This is a genomic window from Helcococcus bovis, assembly GCF_046035835.1.
GTDB classification, from domain to species: Bacteria; Bacillota; Clostridia; order Tissierellales; family Peptoniphilaceae; genus Helcococcus; species Helcococcus bovis.
The window spans coordinates 1-21,604 of record NZ_JBFNGB010000019.1 but is presented as its reverse complement, the minus strand read 5'-3'; the positions used below and the strand labels follow the sequence as shown (position 1 = coordinate 21,604).

The following is a 21,604-nucleotide window of genomic DNA, read 5'->3' as shown; positions in this document are numbered from 1 at the left end:
GTACTCCTTGGAAAGATTATAGCAAATATTATTAAATGATGTAAAGAAAATAAAAAAATATAGATAAATAATGATCGGAAACAATCAATCGACAAAAAACGACAAATAAAAACGAAAAACGATTGAAAATGTATATCATTTATGATATTATAAATTCAAATTAAAGAAGGAGGTAAAGGTAATGGATAGATTTCAGCAGTGTGGTATTATACCAGTTGCAGTGATCGAAAGAGTAGAAGATGCTGTACCATTGGCAAAGGCTTTATATAATGGTGGAATTGATGTTGTAGAAGTAACTTTCAGAACAGATGCAGCCAAGGATTCTATTAAAGAAATAGCTGAAAAGTTTCCTCATACTTATGTAGGAGCAGGAACTATAATAAATCTAGAACAATTAGAACAAGCGTTAGGCTCGGGTGCTAAGTTCATAGTTTCACCTGGATATAATGAAAAAATTATAGAAAGATGTAAAGAAAAAAATATACCGATTATACCTGGAGCGGTAACACCGACTGAAATTATGAAAGCAATTGAACAAAATATAGATGTTGTTAAATATTTTCCAGCAGGAATATTCGGAGGATTAAAAGCTATAAAATCTTTGGCCTCACCATTTCCAAACATAAAATTTATGCCAACAGGGGGTGTAAATATAAGTAATTTAAAGGATTTTCTATCTTTTGAAAAAATACACGCAGTGGGTGGCTCTTGGATTTGTGACAAAAAGTTAATAGAAGAGGGTAATTGGAAAGAAATAACAAGATTATCAAAAGAAGCTAAAGAAGTCTTTGAATCTATTAGCTAATATTTTTTATTAAACTTGAAAACGTAAACATTAGAAAGGGATATTTTACATAAGTGTGATGAACTACAAAATGAAAGAAGGTGAAATTTGAATAATAAAATAGCTATAGTAAATTCTAGTTCATTTGGGAGAATTTTTGAAGATCATCTAAGTAGATTAGAAAAAATTGGTGAAGTAAAAAGATTCAGAGTAGATGCGAATATAGGTGGTAAGGAATTAGCTGAAATTCTACAAGGATACAACTATATAATAGCTAGTGTAACTCCATTTTTTACGAAAGAATTTTTTGATAATAAAGATGAATTAAAAATTATTTCAAGACATGGTATAGGTTTTAATAATATCGATGTAGAAGCTGCAAAAGAACATGGAACATATGTAAGTATAGTACCACCTCTTGTTGAAAGAGATGCAGTAGCTGAAAATTGTATTACTAATTTAGTTTCTGTTATGAGAAAAACAAAGCAATCAAATATCGCAGCTGTAGATGGAGAGTGGAAAACAAGGGCTAAATTCATAGGTAATGGATTATCATCCAAAAAGGTAGGAATTATAGGAATAGGTAATATTGGTAGTAGAATAAGCGAGATATTGTATTATGGATTTAGATGCAAAGTATTGGCTTATGATCCTAATAAAGATAGTTTAGCTTGTGAAAGGTTTGGAGCAGATAAAGTTGATTTGGATTATCTTTTGAAAGAATCTGACGTTATTTGTGTTAGTGCAAGTTTAAATGAAGAAAACTACCATATGTTATCATCGGAAGAATTTTCTAAGATGAAGGATGGGGTTTACATAAGTAATTGTAGTAGAGGAGCTTTAATAGATGAAGAAGCTATGATTGAAGCTTTAGAAAAGAATAAAGTAGCAGGATTTGCATCTGACGTTTTAGAAGTTGAACCACCAGAAAATGATCATAAATACTTTTCATACGATAATGTGATTATTACACCACATACTTCAGCTTATACATACGAGTGCCTAAGAGGAATGGGAGAAAAGTGTGTTAGTGATTGTGAGTCTGTATATAATGGAAACAAACCAAAAGAATTGATTAACTAAAGGAAAGAAAGATGATAAAAGATTTAATATTAAAAACTGGTCCTCATTATTATCATTATGCTCCTGGTGCAATTGATAGTATAACTAAACTTTTGAATGAAAAAAATGTATATAATATTCTTCTTTTACATGGTGGAATTTCATGGGAAAGAGCTGAAAAATTTTTTGAAAATGTATTAAGTGATAAATCAAGAAATTTTAAACTTGAAAAATATAATGGTGAATGTAGTTACAAAGAAGCAGAAAGAATCACAAATATTATTATAGAAAACGACATTGATTTTATAATCGGTGTTGGTGGTGGTAAAATGTCTGATTTAACACTTCTTGTAAGTGCAAAGAGCCATGTGCCTTTTGGCTTAGTTCCTACATTGGCAAGTAATTGTGCACCGTGGGCTGCGTTATCTGTAATGTATAAAGAAGATGGATTATCAGAAGGAAAGTCTGAGCATCAAACGTTTAATAGTGAATTCTTAATTACGGATCCGAATTTAATTATAACAACACCAAAAAGATTATTTATAGCAGGATTGGCAGATACAATAGTTAAGTGGTACGAGTCTGATATGGTAACAAGTCAGGAAGACGTAATAGTTTCACCTATGGTCCAGTTAGCGAGAAAAGCGTCTAAGATATGTAGAGATGAAATCTTAAATAATTATGAAGAAGCTATTAAAGACTTAGAAAATGGCAATGTGAGTCAAGTTTTTTATAATTTATCAGAAGTGATTTTTGGAATAGCTGGTTTAGTAGGTGGGCTAGGAGGTAAATATGCTAGAAATACAGCCGCACATACAGTGCATGATGCAATGTCAGCATATTTACCACAAATACATAATTTTTTACATGGTGAAAAAGTAGCTTATGGTATGATGTATCAATTAGCATTGGAAGAAAAATGGTATGAAATTGACATGCTAAACGATTTTTATGAAAAATTAAATCTTCCTAAATCATTAAAAGATTTTGGAATTGAAAAATTTACTGAAAAGGAAATGGAAGATATCACAAATTTAATGGATAGTAAAGAAAAAATTCATTTATTACCATTTGAAATTAATCAAGATATATTAAAAGAAACGTTTATAAAATTAGAAAATTATATAAATAAATAAGGAGAAAAATAATGGACAAATTAACAGTATTACAAAGTTTATTGATTGCTTTGTGGGTTGCTGCAGTTATGTCAAGATCATTTTTAGGTGGAGCTACATTAACTATGAGATTTTCACCTTTGATGACAGGCTTAGTAGTAGGTTTAGTAATGGGAAATGTTAAGGATGCTATGATGGTTACAGCAGCTTTACAATTAATATATATGGGTGTATTTTCACCAGGTGGTTCCATGCCATCTGAACCAGCTGTTGCTGCAGCGATAGCAGTACCAGTTGCTTTATTAGGTGGATTAACACCGGAAGCATCAATTGCTGTAGCGATACCAGTTGGACTTTTGGGATCATATGCATACCAATTTAGATTTTTCCTAAATACATTTATTTTGAAAAAAGTTGATGCAGAAATAGAAAAATTAAATGATGCAGGAATTACAAGAACAGTTGTTCTTTATCCTATAATAGCTTCATTCTTAATATTTGTTCCTTTAATGTTTATAGCATTGTATTGGGGAGCACCAGTAATTGCAGATTTAGTTACAAAATTAGAAAATACACCTGTATTACATATATTAGATGTAGTTGGTGGTGGTTTAGCTGCAATAGGTATAGCTACAACAGTTTATGTAATTGGACGTAAAGATTATGTACCATTTTTCCTATTAGCATATTTCCTAAGTGTTATTTTTAAGCCGTTAGGAGTATCAATGGTAACATATGCTATTTTAGGTGCAGTAATCGCATTGATTTTTGTGGAAGCTAAGTTTTCAGAAAGTAAATTAGCAAAAACTAGCTCAGATTCTATGGAATTTGATGATGACGATGACTTTTAATAATTAGGATAGATATAGGAGAAAAAAATGGAAAAAACAAATAAAAGATATACACCTGAAGAAATTACCCAAAAGGATGTTAGAAAATCATATATTCGTTGGCATTTTATAAATGAAATTCCGCATTCATTTGAACATTATTTAGCAGCTTCATTATTGTGGGCTTTGATGCCAATTTTAAGAAAATTATATAAAAATAATGAAGACTTAAAGGCAGCTTATAGAAGACAAATGCTTTTCTTTAATACTCAATTATCATGGGGTGGTGGTGTTATAACTGGTCTTATGGCATCAATGGAACAAGAACGTGCTCATCAAGAATCAACAGGTGCAGAAATAACTATGACTGATGATCTTATGTATAATACAAAAGCTGGTTTAATGGGAGCTTTAGCTGGTATCGGTGATGCTATCGACTCTGGTACTATACAATATATTTTTATAGCTATAGCAGTTCCATGGGCACAAAACGGTTCAGCTTTGGGAGCATTATTCCCAGTTGTAGCTTTCGCTTTATATCAATTAGGAATTGGATTATTCTTTGCTAGACAAGGATTTACAATGGGACGTAATGCTACTAACTTAGTATCAAGTAAGGGTATTCAAAAAACTATAGAAACTTTATCTATATTAGGTTTGTTTATGATGGGGATTTTGGCTGGTAATTATGTAAAAGTTAGTTCAAGTTTAACATTTGATATTTCTGGTAAAGAATTTATACTTCAAGAAACTTTAGATAAGATTTTACCTGGTGTCTTACCATTGGCTGTTGTAGCTGGAGTATATTGGTATTTCAATAAGAAAGGTTTAAATGTTACAAAAGCCCTTTTATGGTTGACACTTATTTTAGCAGTACTTGCTGGCGTAGGAATTTTATAATATTAGTTTAGAATACGAAATAAAATAAAGGAGATAAAATGGGAAAAGTAAATTTAGCTCGTGTAGACGAACGTTTAATTCATGGACAAGTTATGCTTACATTATCACAGAGAAATGGTGTGAATTCTATTTTCGTAGTAGACGATGTGGTAGCTAAAGATAAATTTATGAAAGATTTATATAAAAGTGCGGGAAGTCGTACAGGACAAAAAACAATAATAATGACTCTAGATAAAGCAAAATATTATTGGGATGAATTTAAATTTAAGGATTATTCAGCAATAGTAATAGCAAAGACTATTAACGTTTTTTATGAATTAGCTAAACATGGTATTCCAATTGAAGAGTTAAATATTGGTGGGATAGCTAAAAAGTCAGAAGGTGATTTACAAGTATACAAGACTGTATATATAGATGATGAAGATAAAAAAATGATCAAAGAAATGCATGATGAATTAGGTATAAAAAATATTTATTTCCAAGCAACTCCATCTGATACAAAAGTTACTTACGACGATGCGAAAATATTTAATAATTAGCAAATAGTATAAGAGAAAAGGATATTATGATTAACAAAGAATTCAAAAAAGATATACTAGTACGATATGGATATATATTGTCTAAAAGATATACTGAGAAACAGAAATTAAGAGCTAGTCTAGCATTAGAAAAAGACTTAAGAAGCATTAGCTCTAATGTAAAAGTAGATATATTTAATAATAAAGATAAGAAAAATAGAAATTTATATGTGGGAAGTATAAAAAATGCAAAAATAATTCTTGCTACATATTACGACACCCCTTCTTCATTTATGGGATCTTATTATCCTTTAGATAAAAAATTACAATCAAGAAATAGTATAATTTTTATTTTTCTTTCATCTTTGATTGCAATATCGATAGCGATATTATACACAATTTTCTTTGCGGTAGATGTTTTAAAAGGAAAAAATATATTTAGTTTACCTGCACTTATGATCATGATATCCTATTTTTTATTTTTCATATTGTTTAATAGGATAGTAAGAGGAACTGCAAGTAGGAAAACAAAAATTAGAAATAGTTCTTCTTTGATATATATATTAAATTTAATAGCAGAAGGTAAATTTAACAAAACTATTTCATTTGCTTTTCTAGATTCTGGTTGTACTAATAATGCTGGATTAGAAAGACTTTCTGAGTTGAATTCAGATGCAAATATAATATATTTAGATAGTATAGGTGCTGATTACGATTTGTTTAGTTTTGAATATAAACATAATAAAGAATTGTTCAAAAAAGCTTATTTACCTAAAAATGTCACATTAAAAGTGGCAACAGAATATGAAAATGGAAAATACAAAGTAAGTAGAAAAAAATTGAATGCTAATAATATGAAAGTAGAAAATTTTGAAAAGTTATATCAAGAATTAAGTGAAGAGGTAAAAAATGTTTGAGATAATAATTGCTACTCATGGATCACTAAGTGATGGGTTAAAAGATTCTGCAAAAGTTATAATAGGTGCAGTAGATAATGTACATACATTAAATCTGAATCCAGGAGATGATGTAAATAAACTAAATGAAGAGATAATAAAATATATTGATGGTTTTGGGAGAGAAACTGGTGTATTAATACTTACAGATTTAGCTAATGCAAGTCCTTATAATCAGGCTTTGTTGGCAATAAATCAATTGGAAAATGAATATCAAAAAAATAAATATGTAATATCAGGTGTAAATTTACCAGTTTTAATTCAAGCTATAAGTGATCAATTGTCAGAAATAAAAGTTGAAGAAGCAATATCTACTATATATCGAGAAGGAGTAGATGCTTTAACTATATGGTCTATGAATGATTTAAGTGATGAATTTGAAGAAGATGATGATTTTTAATCTTAAAGTATAGAAAGGTTTTTTTATGAAATGGACTTTTAGATGGTATGGTAAAGAAGATCCTATAACTCTTGACCATATAAGACAAATTCCAGATATGCATGGTGTGGTTGGTACTTTAGTAGGAAAACTTCCAGGTGATGTATGGAATTATGATGAAATAAAAGAATTGAAAGATTTAGTTGAAGAAAAAGGATTGAAGTTAGCAGGAATTGAAAGTGTAGCAATTCATGACTCGATAAAAGCGGGTACTTCTGAAAGAGACAAATACATTGAAAATTACAAAACTACAATCAGAAATCTAGGGAAAAATGACATTGGAGTAATATGTTATAGTTTTAAACCGATATTTGGTTGGGCTAAGACAAATTTATCATATGAATTAGATGATGGTTCTGTTACTCTGGAATATGATCAGAAAATTATTGATGGAATAGATCCTGATGATATGTTTAATTTGGTATCTGGCCAAACAAAAGGATTTAAGCTTTCAGGTTGGGAACCAGAAAGACTAAAAAAATTCAAAAAACTTGAAGAAATGTATTCTGGAATAACAAGAGAAAAATTATTTGAAAATTTAGTTTACTTTTTAGAAAAAATTATTCCTGTATGTGAAGAAAGTGGAGTAAAAATGGCGATTCACCCTGATGATCCACCATATGAAATGTTTGATTATCCTAGAATTACAAAAAATAAAGAAGATTTACTAAGAATAATTAAAGCTGTTGATTCACCATATAATGGAGTGACATTATGTACAGGTTCTTTAGGGGCAAATCCAGATAATGATTTAGTTGATATAATTCATTCTTTGAAATATAGAATTAATTTTGCCCATTTAAGAAATGTTGATATTATAGGAGAAAAACATTTTATTGAATCAGCTCATAAATCTAATCAAGGATCTTTAGATATGTATGCAATAGTAAAGGCGTTAAATGATATTGGATTTGATGGTATTGCAAGACCAGACCATGGTAGAACCATATGGGGTGAAATTGCCCGTCCTGGTTATGGATTATATGATAGAGCTTTAGGATTATCTTATTTACAAGGATTAGATGAAGCAATTAAAAAGAGTAAGTAGTATATAGTGAAAATATTTCAGTATATAACGCTTTTCTTTTAATATAGTTTTTGGAGGATTTAATTATGAATGCAAAAGTTGGTGTAATGGGAATGGGTGTTATGGGTAGTAGCTTAGCCTTAAATATTGAAAGTAGAGGATATAATGTAGCTATATACAATAGAGGAGATGAATTAACAAAAAAAGTTAAAAACAATAACCCTGACAAAAATCTAATTGATGCATATACTATAGAAGATTTTGTTGAATCGATTGAAAAACCTCGTAATATTTTTATTATGGTTACTGCAGGAGAAGCTACAGATTATATGATAAATGAGGTGCTTCCTTTACTTGATGAAGATGATTTAATTATTGATTGTGGTAATTCGAACTATCATGATACAATACGAAGATCTGAATTTTTTGAAAATTTAAAAGTGAATTTTATTGGAATGGGAGTATCTGGAGGAGAAGAAGGTGCTTTGAAAGGGCCTAGTATGATGCCTGGAGGATCAAAAGAAGCATACGATAGAATTCGTACTATTTTAGAAGAGATATCAGCTAAGGCACCTAGTGATGGTAAACCTTGTGTTACTTATATAGGTAAAGATGGGTCTGGTCATTTTGTAAAAATGGTACATAATGGAATCGAATATGGAGATATGCAATTAATAGCAGAATCATATGATATTATGAGAAACTATTTAGATTTAGATGTAGAAGAATTAGCGGATATTTATCAAAAATGGAATGAAGGGGAACTTGATAGTTTTTTGATAGAAATAACATCAGAAATTTTAAGAAAATATGACACTAAAACAGGCAAACCGATGATAGATGTTATTTTGGATAAAGCTGGTAATAAAGGTACAGGTAAATGGACTAGCGAATCAGCATTAAATCTGGGAGTTGCTTTGCCTACCATAAACGCTGCTTTATTTGCTAGATATATATCAGCGATGAAGAATGAAAGAATTAATGCATCTAAAATTTTAAAAGGTCCAGATATAAATATACCTAAAGTATCTGATGAATTAATTGAAAAAATTAGAAAGGCTTTATATTTTTCAAAAATAATGTCATATGCTCAAGGATTTACTTTATATAGAGAAGCAAGTAAAAAGTACAATTGGAATTTAAATTATAAAGAGATAGCTAGTATATTTAGAGGTGGTTGCATAATAAGAGCGCAGTTCTTAGAAAAAATAATGGAAGCATATGAAAATAACCCTGACTTAGAAAATATACTACTAGATGATTATTTTATGAATATTGCCATTTCATATCAGGACGCAGCTAGGGAAATATCATCACTCGCTTTGAAAGCTGGTATACCTGTACCAGGATTTACAAGTGCTTTAGCATATTATGATAGTTATAGAAGTGAAAGATTATCTGCTAACATGATACAAGCACAAAGAGATTATTTTGGTGCGCATACCTACAATAGAATTGATGAAGAAGGTGTATTCCATTATAAATGGGATGAAGAAGTAGAAGAAAATTGGAATAAATAAAGGATAGATATGAATACATTTATATTTGATAATGATGGTACACTATTGGATTCGGAAAAAATATATTTAAAGTCTTGGGAAGCTGTGGCTAAGAAATATAATTTTAAATTTACAATAGAAGCGAAAAAAAGAATAAATGGTAAAAATTTTTTCGAAACTACAGATATAATAGCAGAAATGTTTAATTTTGAACACGATATTGCACATATTATAAATATGGAAATGAATCAAATGAGAACAGAGATGATTAATAATTATGAAGGATCTTTGTATAAGCCTTATATTAAAGAGTTGCTTGATTATTTAAAAAATAAAAAATATAAATTAGGTATGGCTACAGCATCTAGCAAAGAAAGATTAGACATATTGTATGGAAGAGAGAAAGAGGATATTAGAAAATATTTTGATGTTATAGTTACTGGCGATGAAGTAAAAGCATGTAAACCAAATCCTCAAATATTTAATACTACGATGGAAATGCTGGAATCCAAACCTGAAGATACATTTATTATAGAAGACTCTAATACAGGAATAAGAGCTGCAAGATTATCTGGAGCTACAGCTGTATTAGTCGTTGATATAGATGATAGTGATGAAATTAAAGAGGATGCAAATTTAGTATTTAATGATTTTAAAGAATTTATTGAATACTTGGAAGAAAATAATATATAATAATTTAATTAAATATAATTAATAACAAAAAACTCTCTCATAATAAGGTGACCCCAAAAAGTTGGATTTTATACCAGAGACATTTAGAAATATTTGTCTCTGGTTTTTTACGTCCTATATATTTCCCCTAGGGGAAATTGCAGCTATGCTGCATTTAATTTTCTATACTCAATCGGACTTAAATATCCGAGTTTTGCCTTTATTCTATCTTCATTGTAATATATTATATACTTTTCTATTGTATTTTTAAGATCGTTAAAAGATTTAAATGTATTGCTATAGTAAATTTCTTGTTTTAATATTCCAAAGAAGTTTTCCATTGGAGAATTATCTAAACAATTTTCTTTTCTTGACATACTTTGTAATATTCGATTTTTTATCCTATTTGGTGCTACTTTACCCACTGTTCCTTTGTATGAGTAGTATTTTCTCGATTTACGTGCAAAGTTTGTTACTTGAAGTTTTAGCTTTTGAATTAGTCCTCGTCCTCGTCCTCTAATTCCATCTTTTTTTTTAAGAAATCTATCTCCATTTGAAGCCAGTAATTTTCTTCCTTAAGCTTTTTAATCTCATCTATCTCTTCTTCAGAATATTCTTTTTTTAGTTGTCTTTGAGATAATTTATTATCTTTAGTCTTACTTGAAGACCTTCCTCTCTTCTTTGGCTTAAGTCCATCAAGCCCTTGATTTCTAAAATCAATTACCCACCTAGTAATTAAAGATGGATTATTAATCTTAAATTGATTAGCAAGTTCTTGATAGGACATTTCTCCTGTTAAGTATAACTTTACTATATTTTGCTTAAATTCAAAAGAGTAATTCTTATTTTTTCTAGAAACTTTTATACTATCATATCCTTGTGAATTAAAGGCGTTAATCCATCTTCTTACAATTGATTCATTATTAATTTCATATTTCTTAGCTAAAAATTTACAGCCACCTTCATTATTTAGGTATGCTTTCACTACTTTCATTTTTAATTCCGTACTATATTTTGACATAAAAAAACTGATCTCCAAAAAATTGAATTTTTAGGTCCAACTTTTTGGGGTCAGTTCAATTCCGTCACTTCCCTTTATCTTTTTACTTCGAAGTGACGGATGTGTTGGGTTTTCTACAAATTGTGATAACCTATTTTTGAATTGCTTTTGCTCAATATTAGATAGTTTTTTGTAATGCTTTTTAAACTTTTGAGAGAAAGTAATTTTATATTTCATTATTTATCTAACTCCTCAAAAAGGCTATCAAGGTTATCAAATAGAGGTTGTTCACCCTTTTTTATTGATTCTTTGATTTCATTGACTGACTCCTTCAATTGACTAATCACGTGTTCAGGATACACTGCAACAGGTATAAGTATTATTTTTCCATTTTCCTCTACAATTTCAAATTGATCACCTTGATTTAAATTTAGGGAAGATACAATATTTTTAGGGATTGTTACTTGTGACTTTCCTTTTAATTCTACTAACATAAAAACCCCCTTGTTAGATTTTCTAACTTTCTAACTATATGATATAATATGAAAGACAAAAAGTCAAAATTATCTTATTTTAGGTAATTAGTTTGCATTTTTGAAAAGGCAGTACTAAGTCATTAATTAATAGTAATAAGATGAGTGTAGGATAATTTGATATGTTCTCGAATACGTACTAGTATAACTTCCCATGATATGTTTGCAAATACGACGAAAATACTAAAAAAGCCTATGATATGTTTGCGAAAACGTAAAAATGGACTTTTTATTCATAGTGTTGACTCGAGGCACGTGGAGACTATAGCTCTTTTGTCAAGGAAGTAAGAAGAAAAAGCGTAGAAAAACCTTGATATCAAAAGGTTTAGAGAAAAATGCAGATGATTGGACAGTTGGTTTACATTGTATTTTTAGGGTGTTTGACAATAGTCCTGACCACTGGAAAATAGAGGGGTGTGGCAACAGAAGTGCTTTTCTCCTTGACAGAAATATACATTGTTTGTTAATTATAATTATGCCTTTTGAAAATATTATTAGATTGATTTCTTGTCACATATGTTTGACAATCCTAGAAAAAAATTATTGTAATTACAGAAATTTCTATTGACAATATATATATATATATATATATATAATGTATAGACAGAAACTTTTAAGGAGAATAAGGAGGAAAATTAATGAAAAAAACATATAGTATATTATTAGTGTTATTTATTTTGTTTTTTAGTTTTAGTAATGATAGTTTTGCGCAAAATCAAGAAATTACAGAAGTAAAAAGTTTTGATGAATTAGATAATGCTATAAATGAAAAAAAACCAATAGTGAAATTATTAGGAGACGAATATAATTTTACTAAAAAAATCTTAGTGGATTATAATTTGACAATCTTAACTGGAGATAATCAAATTACTTTTAAAAGAGAAATTCAAGAAAGGGAAATGTTTGATGTTTTACCTGGATTTGAATTAAAGTTAGGGACTAAATCCCATCCTATAAATCTTATATTTGATGGACAAATGAAAGATGAAAAAGGTGCTGTTAATTATAAAAATTCAGGTCCATTTATAAGTTTGACTAAATCAAAATTATTTGTAAATGGTGCTGAGTTTACAAACTTTATGACGTATAATAATTATAGCAGCCCAATATATGCAAAAGCTGAATCATATATAGAATTTAATAGTGGAAAGATACATAATAACATAAGTGCAGCATATCATCGATATGAAATAGGAGCGACAGCTATTAATTTAGATCATTCAAGACTTATTATGAATGGTGGACAAATATATAATAATTATAAATTACATTCTCGTTACGCAAAAGAAAATTTTGATATTGCTTCCGTAGAAGCTGATTTAACCTCATATACCGCTCCTATAAGATTATCAAACGAAAGTGAATTCATAATGCATGGTGGATCCATAAATAGTAATAAGAGTTCAACAGGTGCAGTTTTACTGATTGATTCATCTAAATTTACACTAAATGATGGAGAAATTACTAACAATACGGGTTCCTGGAAAAGAGCAAATGGGGTCTATGTTGGAGATGGTTCTTATTTTGAAATGAATAATGGAAAAATATCTGATAATCAAGGTGGGCCGGCAGTTTATGTTGGAAGTAAAGACTTTAATGAAATGGGAATAGCTTTAAATAAAAAACGTAGTACCTTAAGTGAATCAGCTTTGTTAAAGATAGCTTCAAAGACTGCAAAATTTGAAATGAATAACGGAATAATTACAAGTAACAGAAACTCAGGGTTTTATGGAGGAGGAGTAAATGTTATAGGTAATGCAGAATTTGTATTAAATAATGGAGAAATTTCTAAAAATAAAACAGGATCAGATGGTGGTGGAGTATATGTAGACGATCTTATTATTGCAAATACAGCGCACCCAGGAACGGAAGACACTAGGGACATACCTCAAATTTCTGTAAAAAGATGGTCAGAAATTTTTCCTGCAAAGTTTGAAATGAATGGAGGGAAGATATCTGAAAACCTTTCTAAAAATGATGGAGGTGGGTTACTAGTAAAATCAAATAAAGTTTTCTTAAATAATGGAGATATTTTAAATAATACAGCTGCTGTACATGGAGGAGGGATACATGTTAAAACTGTACCACATAGATTAAGGGTAGAAAATTTAGTTGTAGCTCACAACACATCTACTATTAATGGTGGAGGAATTTGGCTATGTCCAACAGGAGATGGAGAATTTAAAATAGAAAATGGTGTAGCTATTTTTGATAATCAAGCTGAATATAATGGAGATGATTTCTTTAATGTTGAGCATAGTAGAGATATATTTTTTGAAAATGAAAATCAACATTATACAATCAAATTACCTGATCGTCAACCTAATGGTATCCCAATAGTATGGTACAGTGACTTCGCAAATGATGAGAATAATGAAACATCTGTTAAGCCAGATGTATATTCTACTCAATACAATGCATTTAGAGCAGAATCTAGTTTAGTTGATTCGGATAATATATTTAGCTCTGGTAAAGTGGTTAGAGTTATTGGAAATCACGTAGGTGGTGTCCTAGATAATGACGGAAAAGTAATTTCAAATTATACAGATATTGCAGGTTCTAAGTATGCTTCTGGAGGTGGAGGTATTGGCTCTAATGGATATTTAGAGTTTGGGAAATCAAATTTTGAAAAATCACTGGAAATTAGGAAGTTATGGAGTCATGAAAATATTAAAAAAAATGCTGAAATTAATGTTTATTTAGGAGAACAATTAATAGAAAAAATAACATTAAAAGCTCCAGATTATAAAGCGGTTATAGAACATTTACCTGATACTGTAAATGGAGTAGCTGTTGAAGAACTTTTAAGATTCGAAGAAACTAATAAGGACCCAAATGTTAAATTTGAAGTTGGGGAAATTTTAGAAGATAAACTTGAACAAAGGTCAATTGTAAGCAAAGATACTGGCAAGGTTTATGAGTATATGAATCAAAATTATACTGTTACTCTAAAAAATACTGCGGAATTCAAATCTTTGAAAGTGAAAAAAATTTGGGATGATAATAATAATCAAGATGGTAAGAGAACTGACTCTGTAACTGTAAAATTATTAGCTGATGGTAAAGAAACTGGTCAAAAATTAGTATTGAATAAAGAAAATAATTGGTCAGGACAATTTACAGATCTTTACGAATATAAAGATGGTAATAAGATTGTCTACACCGTAGAAGAAGAAAAGGTTGAAGGCTATACAAGTGAAATCACTGGAAACCAAGACCAAGGCTTTACAGTAACTAACACCCATACTCCAGAACAAATAGAAATCAAGGGTCAAAAGACTTGGGATGACAACAACAACCAAGACGGCAAGAGACCAGATCAAATAATAGTAAAACTATTTGCAAATGGAAAAGAAGTTGCTAGAAAAGAAGTAAAAGCTGATGAAAATGGCGATTGGAGATATATCTTTACAAATCTTGACAAGTATGAAAATGGTGAAGAAATAATATACACAGTTTCAGAAGAAAAGGTTGAAGGCTATGTAAGTCAAGTAAATGGCTATGATATAACCAATACTTACAAACCAGAAAAAACAAATGTAAATGTTGTAAAACGCTGGGATGATAATAATGACCAAGATAAGCTAAGACCAACAAGTATAAGCATAGTACTTCTAGCAGATGGTAAAGAAACTGGTCAAAAATTAGTATTGAATAAAGAAAATAATTGGTCAGGACAATTTACAGACCTTGACGAATACAAGGATGGTAAGGAAATAGTTTATACTGTAAAAGAAGAAGGTGAAAAAGACGGTAAAATAACATTTGATTCAACAGTTTACGATGTAGCATATAAAAAAGTAGACAACGGATTTGAAATATTTAATAGTTACAAACCGCAAGTAAAACCATTAGTCAAAACTCCGATAAAACCAGAAAATCCATTAACTGGAGATAAGTTTAATGTGTTCCTATTTTTGGGATGTTCGATTTTATCTATATCTGCTTTAGCGGCTATTGCTAAAAACAAAAGAAATAGCAAAGACAGATAGATAATGAATTTATATATTTTTAAGTTCTTGGCCAAGTACACATAAGATACAAGTTTTGAGGAAAAGAATCTAGGCAAAATATTAAGAGGATTAAATAAACTTATAAAGGAGACTGTAACAAATTTTGTGTATGAAAATCTTTCTGATTAAGGTAATATAAACTTAATCAGGAGGATTTTTTGTTATTTGTCAAATGTCCATAGGGCACAAGTAGTGTTGGTAAAGAATTAAAGTAAAATATTGAGAGAATTAGAGAGTAAAATTTCTAATTCTTTTTTAATTTCTTAACATTTTTTTAAGTTTTCTAGTAATTAATATTGTTTCTAAAGTGAAAGAATGATTTGTATCCAAAAGCTACTCTTTTAAGTGCTTTAATAAAATTGTAAGTAAAATATATTGTTGAAAATTTTACTTATAGAATATATAATTGATTTAAGTAAAAAATATTTAAATTAGGAGCAATTTTATATGTGATTAGAAAATAATAGAGCAGGCAAACTAATAAGGATGCAAAGTGATTAAGAATGCTTTGTTCCAAGTAATTTGCAAGATATTGATATTAATATTGATGCAAGTATAAATGGGCTAATTAAAAAAGCATATTTACTTTTAGGTAGATTAGATGGAATGGCTATCACTTTACCAGATATTGACTTATTTGTATCTATGTATGTACAGAAATAGGCTGTAATATGTTCTCAAATTGAGGGGACGTAGGCTTCTCTAGTTGATGACCTTCAAAAAGATAGAAATAATGAAAAAATAAAAGAAACAGAAGAGATTGTAAATTATATTAAAGCTACAAATTATGCCTTTAATAGACTCAAAGACTTACCATTAAGCATGAGATTAATTCGAGAAACACATAAAGTGTTATTGTCTAAAGTTAGAGGGGAAGAGAAAATGCCAGGGGAATTTAGAAATTCTCAAAACTGGATTGGTCCTTCAGGCTCAACGTTAAAAACTTCAAGCTTTATACCTCCAGCACTAGGTGAAATGATATTTGTTTGAATGATTTGGAGAAATATATCCATGAAGGAGATAAAGTTGATGACTTAATAAAAATTGCCCCAGTGCATTATAAATTTGAAACAATTCATTCATTTATTGATGGAAATGGAAGAAAGGGAAGGCTGTTAATAAATTTGGAACTTATGAAAGCTGGCTATCCACTAATAGATATTAAATTTATCGCTCGAGTAAAGTATTACGAAGCATTTGATGAATATCATGTTAAGCATAATATTTCTTCAATGGCAGATATGTTTGCAAGATACTTAAATCAAAGACTAGATCTATATTTATCTATTTTAGATTAAGTAATAATATATTTTAAGTGAAAAAATAAATAGGGGAGTAATATGTTTAAATACGATTATGACAAAAAAGAAGATCTAATTAGATATAAATCATCAAATTTAGGAGTAGGAATAATGCTTATGGTTTATATAGTTCTACTAACTATGTCTTTTTGGATGAAATTTGATATGAGATCAGCAAATGTATTATTTTGGTCATATTTTTTAGGGGAAGAATTATATATTACAATAAAAAAATTTAAAGAATATGGCAAAGCTAATTTAGTTTTTAAGATTGTTATTATTATTGCATTGACGATTCTTTTTATAGATGCATTACAGAAGTTGTTGAATTAAAAAAAAATATTAATACATTTACATCACAAAACCAAACGCAAAACCAAACGTAAAAAAATACGTTTGATTTTGCGTTTTATTTATAATATACTTTAATAGAATATTGAAAATAAAATTTTAATAAGAAGGAGGTAAAAATGAGAGAAAGCAAGATATTAGAATTTAAGGAAAGAGTTTCTGATACATTCTTAAAAACTGTAACAGCATTTTCGAATTATGAAGGCGGAAGAATAATTTTTGGAATAAATGATTTAGGAGAAAAAGTGGGAATTAAAAATATAAAAGATGAAGTGATTAAAATAAAACATAAAATAAATGATAGTATTTCTCCGCAGGTTAATTTTACTCTAAATATAGATCAAGAAAATAATATAATTCTTTTAGATATTATTCCAGGAGATGAAATGCCATATTTGTATAAGTCTAAAACCTATAGAAGGAATGATACATCAACAATAGAAGTTGATATGGTTGAATACAAAAATTTAATTTTACAGGGTAAAAATAAAAGCTATGATTCTTTAACAAACGAAAAAAATGATAATAATTTTAGAAATTTAGAAAAGAAATTTAATGAATTATTAAATGTAGATTCTATAAATAATGATGTTTTGAAGAGTCTAGAATTGATGAATAAAAATAATCAATATACAAATGCAGGAAATATGTTTGCTGATGAAAATAATTATAAAATATTGGACATTGTAAAATTTGGTGAAAATCAAGATATTATAATGAATAGATATCAAATCAAAAATTGTTCATTGTTAGAAGCTTATGATAAAAGTGTTGAAATTTTCAACGAAAATTATATATATGAAAAAATAGAGGGTTCATATAGAAAAAAAGTTGAGTTGGTTCCGGAAAGAGCGTTTAGAGAAGCTGTGGCAAATGCATTGGTTCATAGAGATTGGATGATTGATTCCTATGTACAAATTTCAATGGAAGATGAATGGATAGTAATAACATCTCCAGGGGGATTACCTAAAGAAGTTAGTGAAATAGAGTATCTTGAAGGAAGAATTTCAAAAATGAGAAATCCAATTATAGGTAATATATTTTTTAGATTAAATATAATAGAAAGTTTTGGAACGGGAATAAAAAGGATTAAACGTTCCTATGCAAACAATAGCAAAAAACCTATTTTTAAGGTGTATGATAATTCAATCGAAGTAAAACTACCTATAATTGTTAAATATGATGAATTAACAGAAGATCAAAGAAAAATATATATGATTATCGAAAATAAAGAAATGGCTAGTTCTGAAATTGTACAAAATACAGGTTTTGGAAAGAATAAGGTTTTAGATATTTTACAAATATTATCAGATAAAGGTTATGTACAGAAAGTTGGAAATGGAAGGGGAACCAAGTATAAAAGCAGATAGTTCTTCAAAAATCAAACAAGGAGTCAATTTTGAAAAAAGTAATTGTTATAGGATGTCCAGGAAGTGGAAAGAGTACATTTTCACGAAAATTGCATGAAATCACACAAATTCCTTTGTATCATTTAGACATGATGTACTGGAATGCTGATAAGACAACAGTAGATAGAAAAACATTAATTGAACGACAAAATGAAGTAATTAAAAAGGATAAATGGATTATTGACGGAAACTATGGTTCCACTATGGAATTAAGAATGAATGCATGCGACACTGTTATTTTCTTGGATTATCCTGTAGAAGTTTGTTTAAGTGGTGTTGAAGCGAGGAGAGGAAAGCCAAGACTAGACATGCCTTGGACAGAATCTGAAACGGATGTTGATGAGGAATTTATTCAATTTATAAAAAATTATAATCAAACAAGTCGTCCAAATGTAATCAATTTATTAGAAAAATATAAAAATAAAGAAATAGTTATATTCACTGATAGAATGCAAGCAGGTAAATATTTAAGAGAAATGTAGGAGCCCCCAATGCAACAAATACAAATAGATTCAAACATAAAATTAATTCCATATTATAGAAATGATGAAGTATCATTAGCTTGGTATCAGGATCTTGATATTTGTAAGCAGGTGGATAATATTGATTATCCTTATGATATTGAAAAGTTACACAAGATGTACGAGTATTTAACATCTAAAGGAGATTGCTATTATATAGAATATAAAAGAAAATTGGTAGGTGATATTTCGTTGCAAGATAGTGGAGAAATTGCAATAGTAATATGTAAAGAATATCAAAATAAACATATTGGTAGAAAGTGCGTATCAAAAATGTTAGAAATTGCTAAAGAAAAAGGAATGAAAAGCATCAAAGCTAATATTTATTCATTTAATCAACAAAGTCAAAAAATGTTTTTATCAATAGGATTTAGTAAAATAGAAGCTGAATTGTACATAAAAAAATTTGAGGTAAATAAATGTCAAAAGAAGAGCTGATAGAACTTCTAAAAATTAGATTTAAGAATAATAAAAACAACAAGGAGCAAAAATGACAGAAACAAAATCAAGATTTAGAGATAATTTTATATGGATATGCTTTGTGGCACTATTCATTATGATAATAGGAGAATTAGCAACAGAATGGATTTCTGAAGGAAGTACACCTTTTATAAAAGTATTTTTATTATATTTTAAGTTTATAGGGCCGATGGTAGCAACATTCTTACTTATGTATTTGTTTAAGAAGAATAGATACTTATTAAAATATGTAGGAGCAAAATGTAGAGGAAATAATTTAAAAATGCTTAGTTTAGGGATTTTAGTAGGATTCGTATTTAATGGAATTTCAATCTTGGCGGCATATTTAAATGGAGATATAAAACTTACATTTTCAATATTTCAGCCATTACAGTTATTAGCTATATTTGTGGCGGTATTCATTCAATCATCAACTGAAGAGATTTTATGCAGAGGCTTCATATATAGAAGATTGCTTAATGGATACAAAAGTCCATGGGTTGCAATTATTGTAAATCCAATATTTTTTGCAGCATTGCATTTAGCAAATCCAGGGGTTTCAGTATTAGCGATATATAATTTATTTATCTATGGATTATTGATGTCTTTGATTGTATACTATACCGATAGTTTGTGGATGGTAATGGGAATACACACAATGTGGAATTTTACACAAAATATAATATTCGGATTGCCAAATAGTGGACTTAAAGCTGAATATTCTATATTTAAATTGACGGAAAGCACTAAAAGTATCACATTTGCTTACGATCCAGCATTTGGGGTTGAAGGTACGATTTTAACAGTAATTGTATTGACTATATGTACAGCTTTAATATTTTACTATGGAAGAAAGGACGCTAAAAATGAATTTGAAATATAATATTGATGAATTGGTAAAATCAACAGGAAAACCTAAAAACACAGTTAGTATTGCTATACTCTCTGTAATATTTTTTATAGAATCATTGGTTTACTTAAATTTCATGAAAAATCATCCAGAAAAAAATTCAATTATATTTAATATTCTATTTATTTTGATACTTTTTGTAACGTTTATTATTGTATTTTTCATCAAAAATATTGTAACTACAAAAAGAATAAATAAAAATTTTATACTTCCAATGAACAATATAATGAATGAAAACATGGAACTTAAAGATCCAAATAATACACTAAATGAATTGTTAAAATTAAAAAATATTAAACCAGGGGAAGAAGCATGGAATATATGGAAATTAAATGTTTCTTCAGCTCTAATTGATAATAATAAAAATGAAGATGCACTAAAGTTATTAAATAGCATCAGAAGTAATAATCAAGAACTAATGGGTTTTGTAAAGAAAGAAAAAAGTAGGATAAAAAATTAATAAAATTATTGCTCCAAAACTTGAATGTTAAATTTGATTTTTGGAGTTATTTTTTATTATTAAAAATTCATTTACAAGATTTTTGAAAAAATTTGTATTGAGAGATTTTATTTGTGTTTCATAAGTAATAATTAGATTTTTTCCTTGATAAATTCCAATTGAATTATAAGCTTCTAACTTTGAAATTGCATTGTTTACATATTCTTTATTATCCATAATTCCAAAATGTTCCCAGTAAATTTCTTGTTTAGTAATAGGACTTAAAAATGTAAAATCAGGATGAAGAGTTGAGTATTTTGAAATAACTATAGGACATTCATATTTATATTCAAGGCCGATGCTGTCAAAATAGTCAGCTAAAATTTTTTCAGATTTAGATCTAACACGTTCGCTTTTATTTGTATATATTTCTTGTGAATTAGGTAAAAATGGCTTTTTTTCATAAGGTATAGATTTCCAATGCTTTAATACTTGTTCCCATGTAGGTTCAATAGGAGAAAATAAACTCTTTTTTGAATCAGGTAGACTATTATAAATTTCATCAATGCCATTTTCTAAATTTAATTTACTTAACTTTTTAAGTAATAACAACGTTTTAGATACATGTTTTTTTAATTTTTTGATATAAGAATTGTAAGCTAATGTTTTAACCGTATTCATTTCATCATTTCTTAAATATTTTTCTGTGAATTTTCCATTTTTTATTTTTGTTTTATGATAATAGATATATTTATTACCTTTTTTTCTAGCAACCAAACCTCCTTTAATATTTCTAACTGTGATATTGTCTAGTTTTTGATTAATAATTGAATATTTTTCTAGTAAATTTTTTATATTCATATTAC

General features: G+C 28.5%; 23 protein-coding genes and 2 pseudogenes. 21 read left to right on the top strand and 4 right to left on the bottom strand.

Features of this window, described 5'->3' with window-relative positions; genetic code table 11:
- Positions 1 to 178: 178 nt before the first annotated feature.
- From ABGF48_RS06675 to ABGF48_RS06625, 11 genes and pseudogenes are all read left to right on the top strand, one after another.
- A pseudogene (locus tag ABGF48_RS06675) lies at positions 179 to 805 on the top strand (bifunctional 4-hydroxy-2-oxoglutarate aldolase/2-dehydro-3-deoxy-phosphogluconate aldolase); the annotation flags it as partial.
- 87 nt (positions 806 to 892) lie between these two features.
- Positions 893 to 1,867: a D-isomer specific 2-hydroxyacid dehydrogenase family protein gene (locus ABGF48_RS06670; RefSeq protein WP_408105562.1), complete on the top strand. Its 975-nt coding sequence runs from the start codon at positions 893 to 895 to the stop codon at positions 1,865 to 1,867.
- A gap of 11 nt (positions 1,868 to 1,878) precedes the next feature.
- Positions 1,879 to 2,982: an iron-containing alcohol dehydrogenase family protein gene (locus tag ABGF48_RS06665; protein ID WP_408105561.1), complete on the top strand. Its 1,104-nt coding sequence runs from the start codon at positions 1,879 to 1,881 to the stop codon at positions 2,980 to 2,982.
- A gap of 11 nt (positions 2,983 to 2,993) precedes the next feature.
- Positions 2,994 to 3,812 (top strand): PTS mannose/fructose/sorbose/N-acetylgalactosamine transporter subunit IIC, encoded by an 819-nt coding sequence (locus ABGF48_RS06660; RefSeq protein WP_408105560.1) that lies wholly within the window; start codon positions 2,994 to 2,996, stop codon positions 3,810 to 3,812.
- Between the two features lie 27 nt (positions 3,813 to 3,839).
- The gene (locus tag ABGF48_RS06655) at positions 3,840 to 4,691 is read left to right on the top strand and encodes a PTS system mannose/fructose/sorbose family transporter subunit IID (protein ID WP_408105559.1); all 852 of its coding nucleotides are present in this window, start codon (positions 3,840 to 3,842) and stop codon (positions 4,689 to 4,691) included.
- A gap of 38 nt (positions 4,692 to 4,729) precedes the next feature.
- Positions 4,730 to 5,230 carry a PTS system mannose/fructose/N-acetylgalactosamine-transporter subunit IIB gene (locus ABGF48_RS06650; protein ID WP_408105558.1) on the top strand — a complete coding sequence of 167 codons (501 nt, stop codon included), beginning with the start codon at positions 4,730 to 4,732 and terminating at the stop codon, positions 5,228 to 5,230.
- A 26-nt stretch (positions 5,231 to 5,256) separates the two neighbouring features.
- Positions 5,257 to 6,126 carry a hypothetical protein gene (locus tag ABGF48_RS06645; protein ID WP_408105557.1) on the top strand — a complete coding sequence of 290 codons (870 nt, stop codon included), beginning with the start codon at positions 5,257 to 5,259 and terminating at the stop codon, positions 6,124 to 6,126.
- Positions 6,119 to 6,565 carry a PTS sugar transporter subunit IIA gene (locus ABGF48_RS06640; protein ID WP_408105556.1) on the top strand — a complete coding sequence of 149 codons (447 nt, stop codon included), beginning with the start codon at positions 6,119 to 6,121 and terminating at the stop codon, positions 6,563 to 6,565. The genes ABGF48_RS06645 and ABGF48_RS06640 overlap by 8 nt, the downstream gene beginning before the upstream one ends.
- Before the next feature lie 25 nt (positions 6,566 to 6,590).
- Positions 6,591 to 7,652 (top strand): mannonate dehydratase, encoded by a 1,062-nt coding sequence (gene uxuA / locus ABGF48_RS06635; protein ID WP_408105555.1) that lies wholly within the window; start codon positions 6,591 to 6,593, stop codon positions 7,650 to 7,652.
- Positions 7,653 to 7,717: 65 nt separating this feature from the next.
- Positions 7,718 to 9,151, top strand: coding sequence for an NADP-dependent phosphogluconate dehydrogenase (gene gndA, locus ABGF48_RS06630; RefSeq protein ID WP_408105554.1), 1,434 nt, complete (start codon positions 7,718 to 7,720; stop codon positions 9,149 to 9,151).
- Positions 9,152 to 9,160: 9 nt separating this feature from the next.
- Positions 9,161 to 9,823 (top strand): HAD family hydrolase, encoded by a 663-nt coding sequence (locus ABGF48_RS06625; protein WP_408105553.1) that lies wholly within the window; start codon positions 9,161 to 9,163, stop codon positions 9,821 to 9,823.
- 143 nt (positions 9,824 to 9,966) lie between these two features.
- Here ABGF48_RS06625 and ABGF48_RS06620 read toward each other — a convergent pair.
- From ABGF48_RS06620 to ABGF48_RS06610, 3 genes and pseudogenes are all read right to left on the bottom strand, one after another.
- Positions 9,967 to 10,197, bottom strand: a pseudogene (locus tag ABGF48_RS06620) (IS3 family transposase); the annotation flags it as partial.
- A 101-nt stretch (positions 10,198 to 10,298) separates the two neighbouring features.
- A complete protein-coding gene (locus ABGF48_RS06615; protein ID WP_408105552.1) occupies positions 10,299 to 10,823 on the bottom strand; it encodes a helix-turn-helix domain-containing protein in 525 nt (174 codons plus the stop codon).
- 215 nt (positions 10,824 to 11,038) lie between these two features.
- Positions 11,039 to 11,296 carry an AbrB/MazE/SpoVT family DNA-binding domain-containing protein gene (locus ABGF48_RS06610; RefSeq protein ID WP_408105551.1) on the bottom strand — a complete coding sequence of 86 codons (258 nt, stop codon included), beginning with the start codon at positions 11,294 to 11,296 and terminating at the stop codon, positions 11,039 to 11,041.
- A 677-nt stretch (positions 11,297 to 11,973) separates the two neighbouring features.
- Here ABGF48_RS06610 and ABGF48_RS06605 point away from each other — a divergent pair.
- From ABGF48_RS06605 to ABGF48_RS06560, 10 genes are all read left to right on the top strand, one after another.
- On the top strand, positions 11,974 to 15,327 hold the full coding sequence (locus ABGF48_RS06605; RefSeq protein ID WP_408105550.1) for a Cna B-type domain-containing protein: 3,354 nt from the start codon (positions 11,974 to 11,976) through the stop codon (positions 15,325 to 15,327).
- Positions 15,328 to 15,870: 543 nt separating this feature from the next.
- The gene (locus ABGF48_RS06600; protein ID WP_408105549.1) at positions 15,871 to 16,011 is read left to right on the top strand and encodes a hypothetical protein; all 141 of its coding nucleotides are present in this window, start codon (positions 15,871 to 15,873) and stop codon (positions 16,009 to 16,011) included.
- Between the two features lie 159 nt (positions 16,012 to 16,170).
- Positions 16,171 to 16,338 (top strand): hypothetical protein, encoded by a 168-nt coding sequence (locus tag ABGF48_RS06595; protein ID WP_408105548.1) that lies wholly within the window; start codon positions 16,171 to 16,173, stop codon positions 16,336 to 16,338.
- Positions 16,339 to 16,343: 5 nt separating this feature from the next.
- Complete coding sequence (locus ABGF48_RS06590; protein WP_408105547.1) at positions 16,344 to 16,646, top strand: Fic family protein; 303 nt, start codon at positions 16,344 to 16,346, stop codon at positions 16,644 to 16,646.
- Between the two features lie 42 nt (positions 16,647 to 16,688).
- Positions 16,689 to 16,982, top strand: a complete 294-nt coding sequence (locus ABGF48_RS06585; protein WP_408105546.1) for a hypothetical protein — start codon at positions 16,689 to 16,691, stop codon at positions 16,980 to 16,982.
- Positions 16,983 to 17,119: 137 nt separating this feature from the next.
- Positions 17,120 to 18,370 (top strand): RNA-binding domain-containing protein, encoded by a 1,251-nt coding sequence (locus tag ABGF48_RS06580; protein ID WP_408105545.1) that lies wholly within the window; start codon positions 17,120 to 17,122, stop codon positions 18,368 to 18,370.
- Between the two features lie 29 nt (positions 18,371 to 18,399).
- Complete coding sequence (locus tag ABGF48_RS06575; protein WP_408105544.1) at positions 18,400 to 18,891, top strand: P-loop NTPase family protein; 492 nt, start codon at positions 18,400 to 18,402, stop codon at positions 18,889 to 18,891.
- A 9-nt stretch (positions 18,892 to 18,900) separates the two neighbouring features.
- Positions 18,901 to 19,368, top strand: coding sequence for a GNAT family N-acetyltransferase (locus ABGF48_RS06570; protein WP_408105543.1), 468 nt, complete (start codon positions 18,901 to 18,903; stop codon positions 19,366 to 19,368).
- 52 nt (positions 19,369 to 19,420) lie between these two features.
- Positions 19,421 to 20,272, top strand: coding sequence for a CPBP family intramembrane glutamic endopeptidase (locus ABGF48_RS06565; RefSeq protein ID WP_408105542.1), 852 nt, complete (start codon positions 19,421 to 19,423; stop codon positions 20,270 to 20,272).
- On the top strand, positions 20,256 to 20,759 hold the full coding sequence (locus ABGF48_RS06560) for a hypothetical protein (RefSeq protein WP_408105541.1): 504 nt from the start codon (positions 20,256 to 20,258) through the stop codon (positions 20,757 to 20,759). Before ABGF48_RS06565 ends, ABGF48_RS06560 begins: the two co-directional genes overlap by 17 nt.
- Before the next feature lie 27 nt (positions 20,760 to 20,786).
- Here the strand turns inward: ABGF48_RS06560 and ABGF48_RS06555 are convergent.
- Positions 20,787 to 21,604 (bottom strand): hypothetical protein (locus ABGF48_RS06555; RefSeq protein WP_408105540.1); only part of this gene is annotated, 818 nt, incomplete at its 5' end.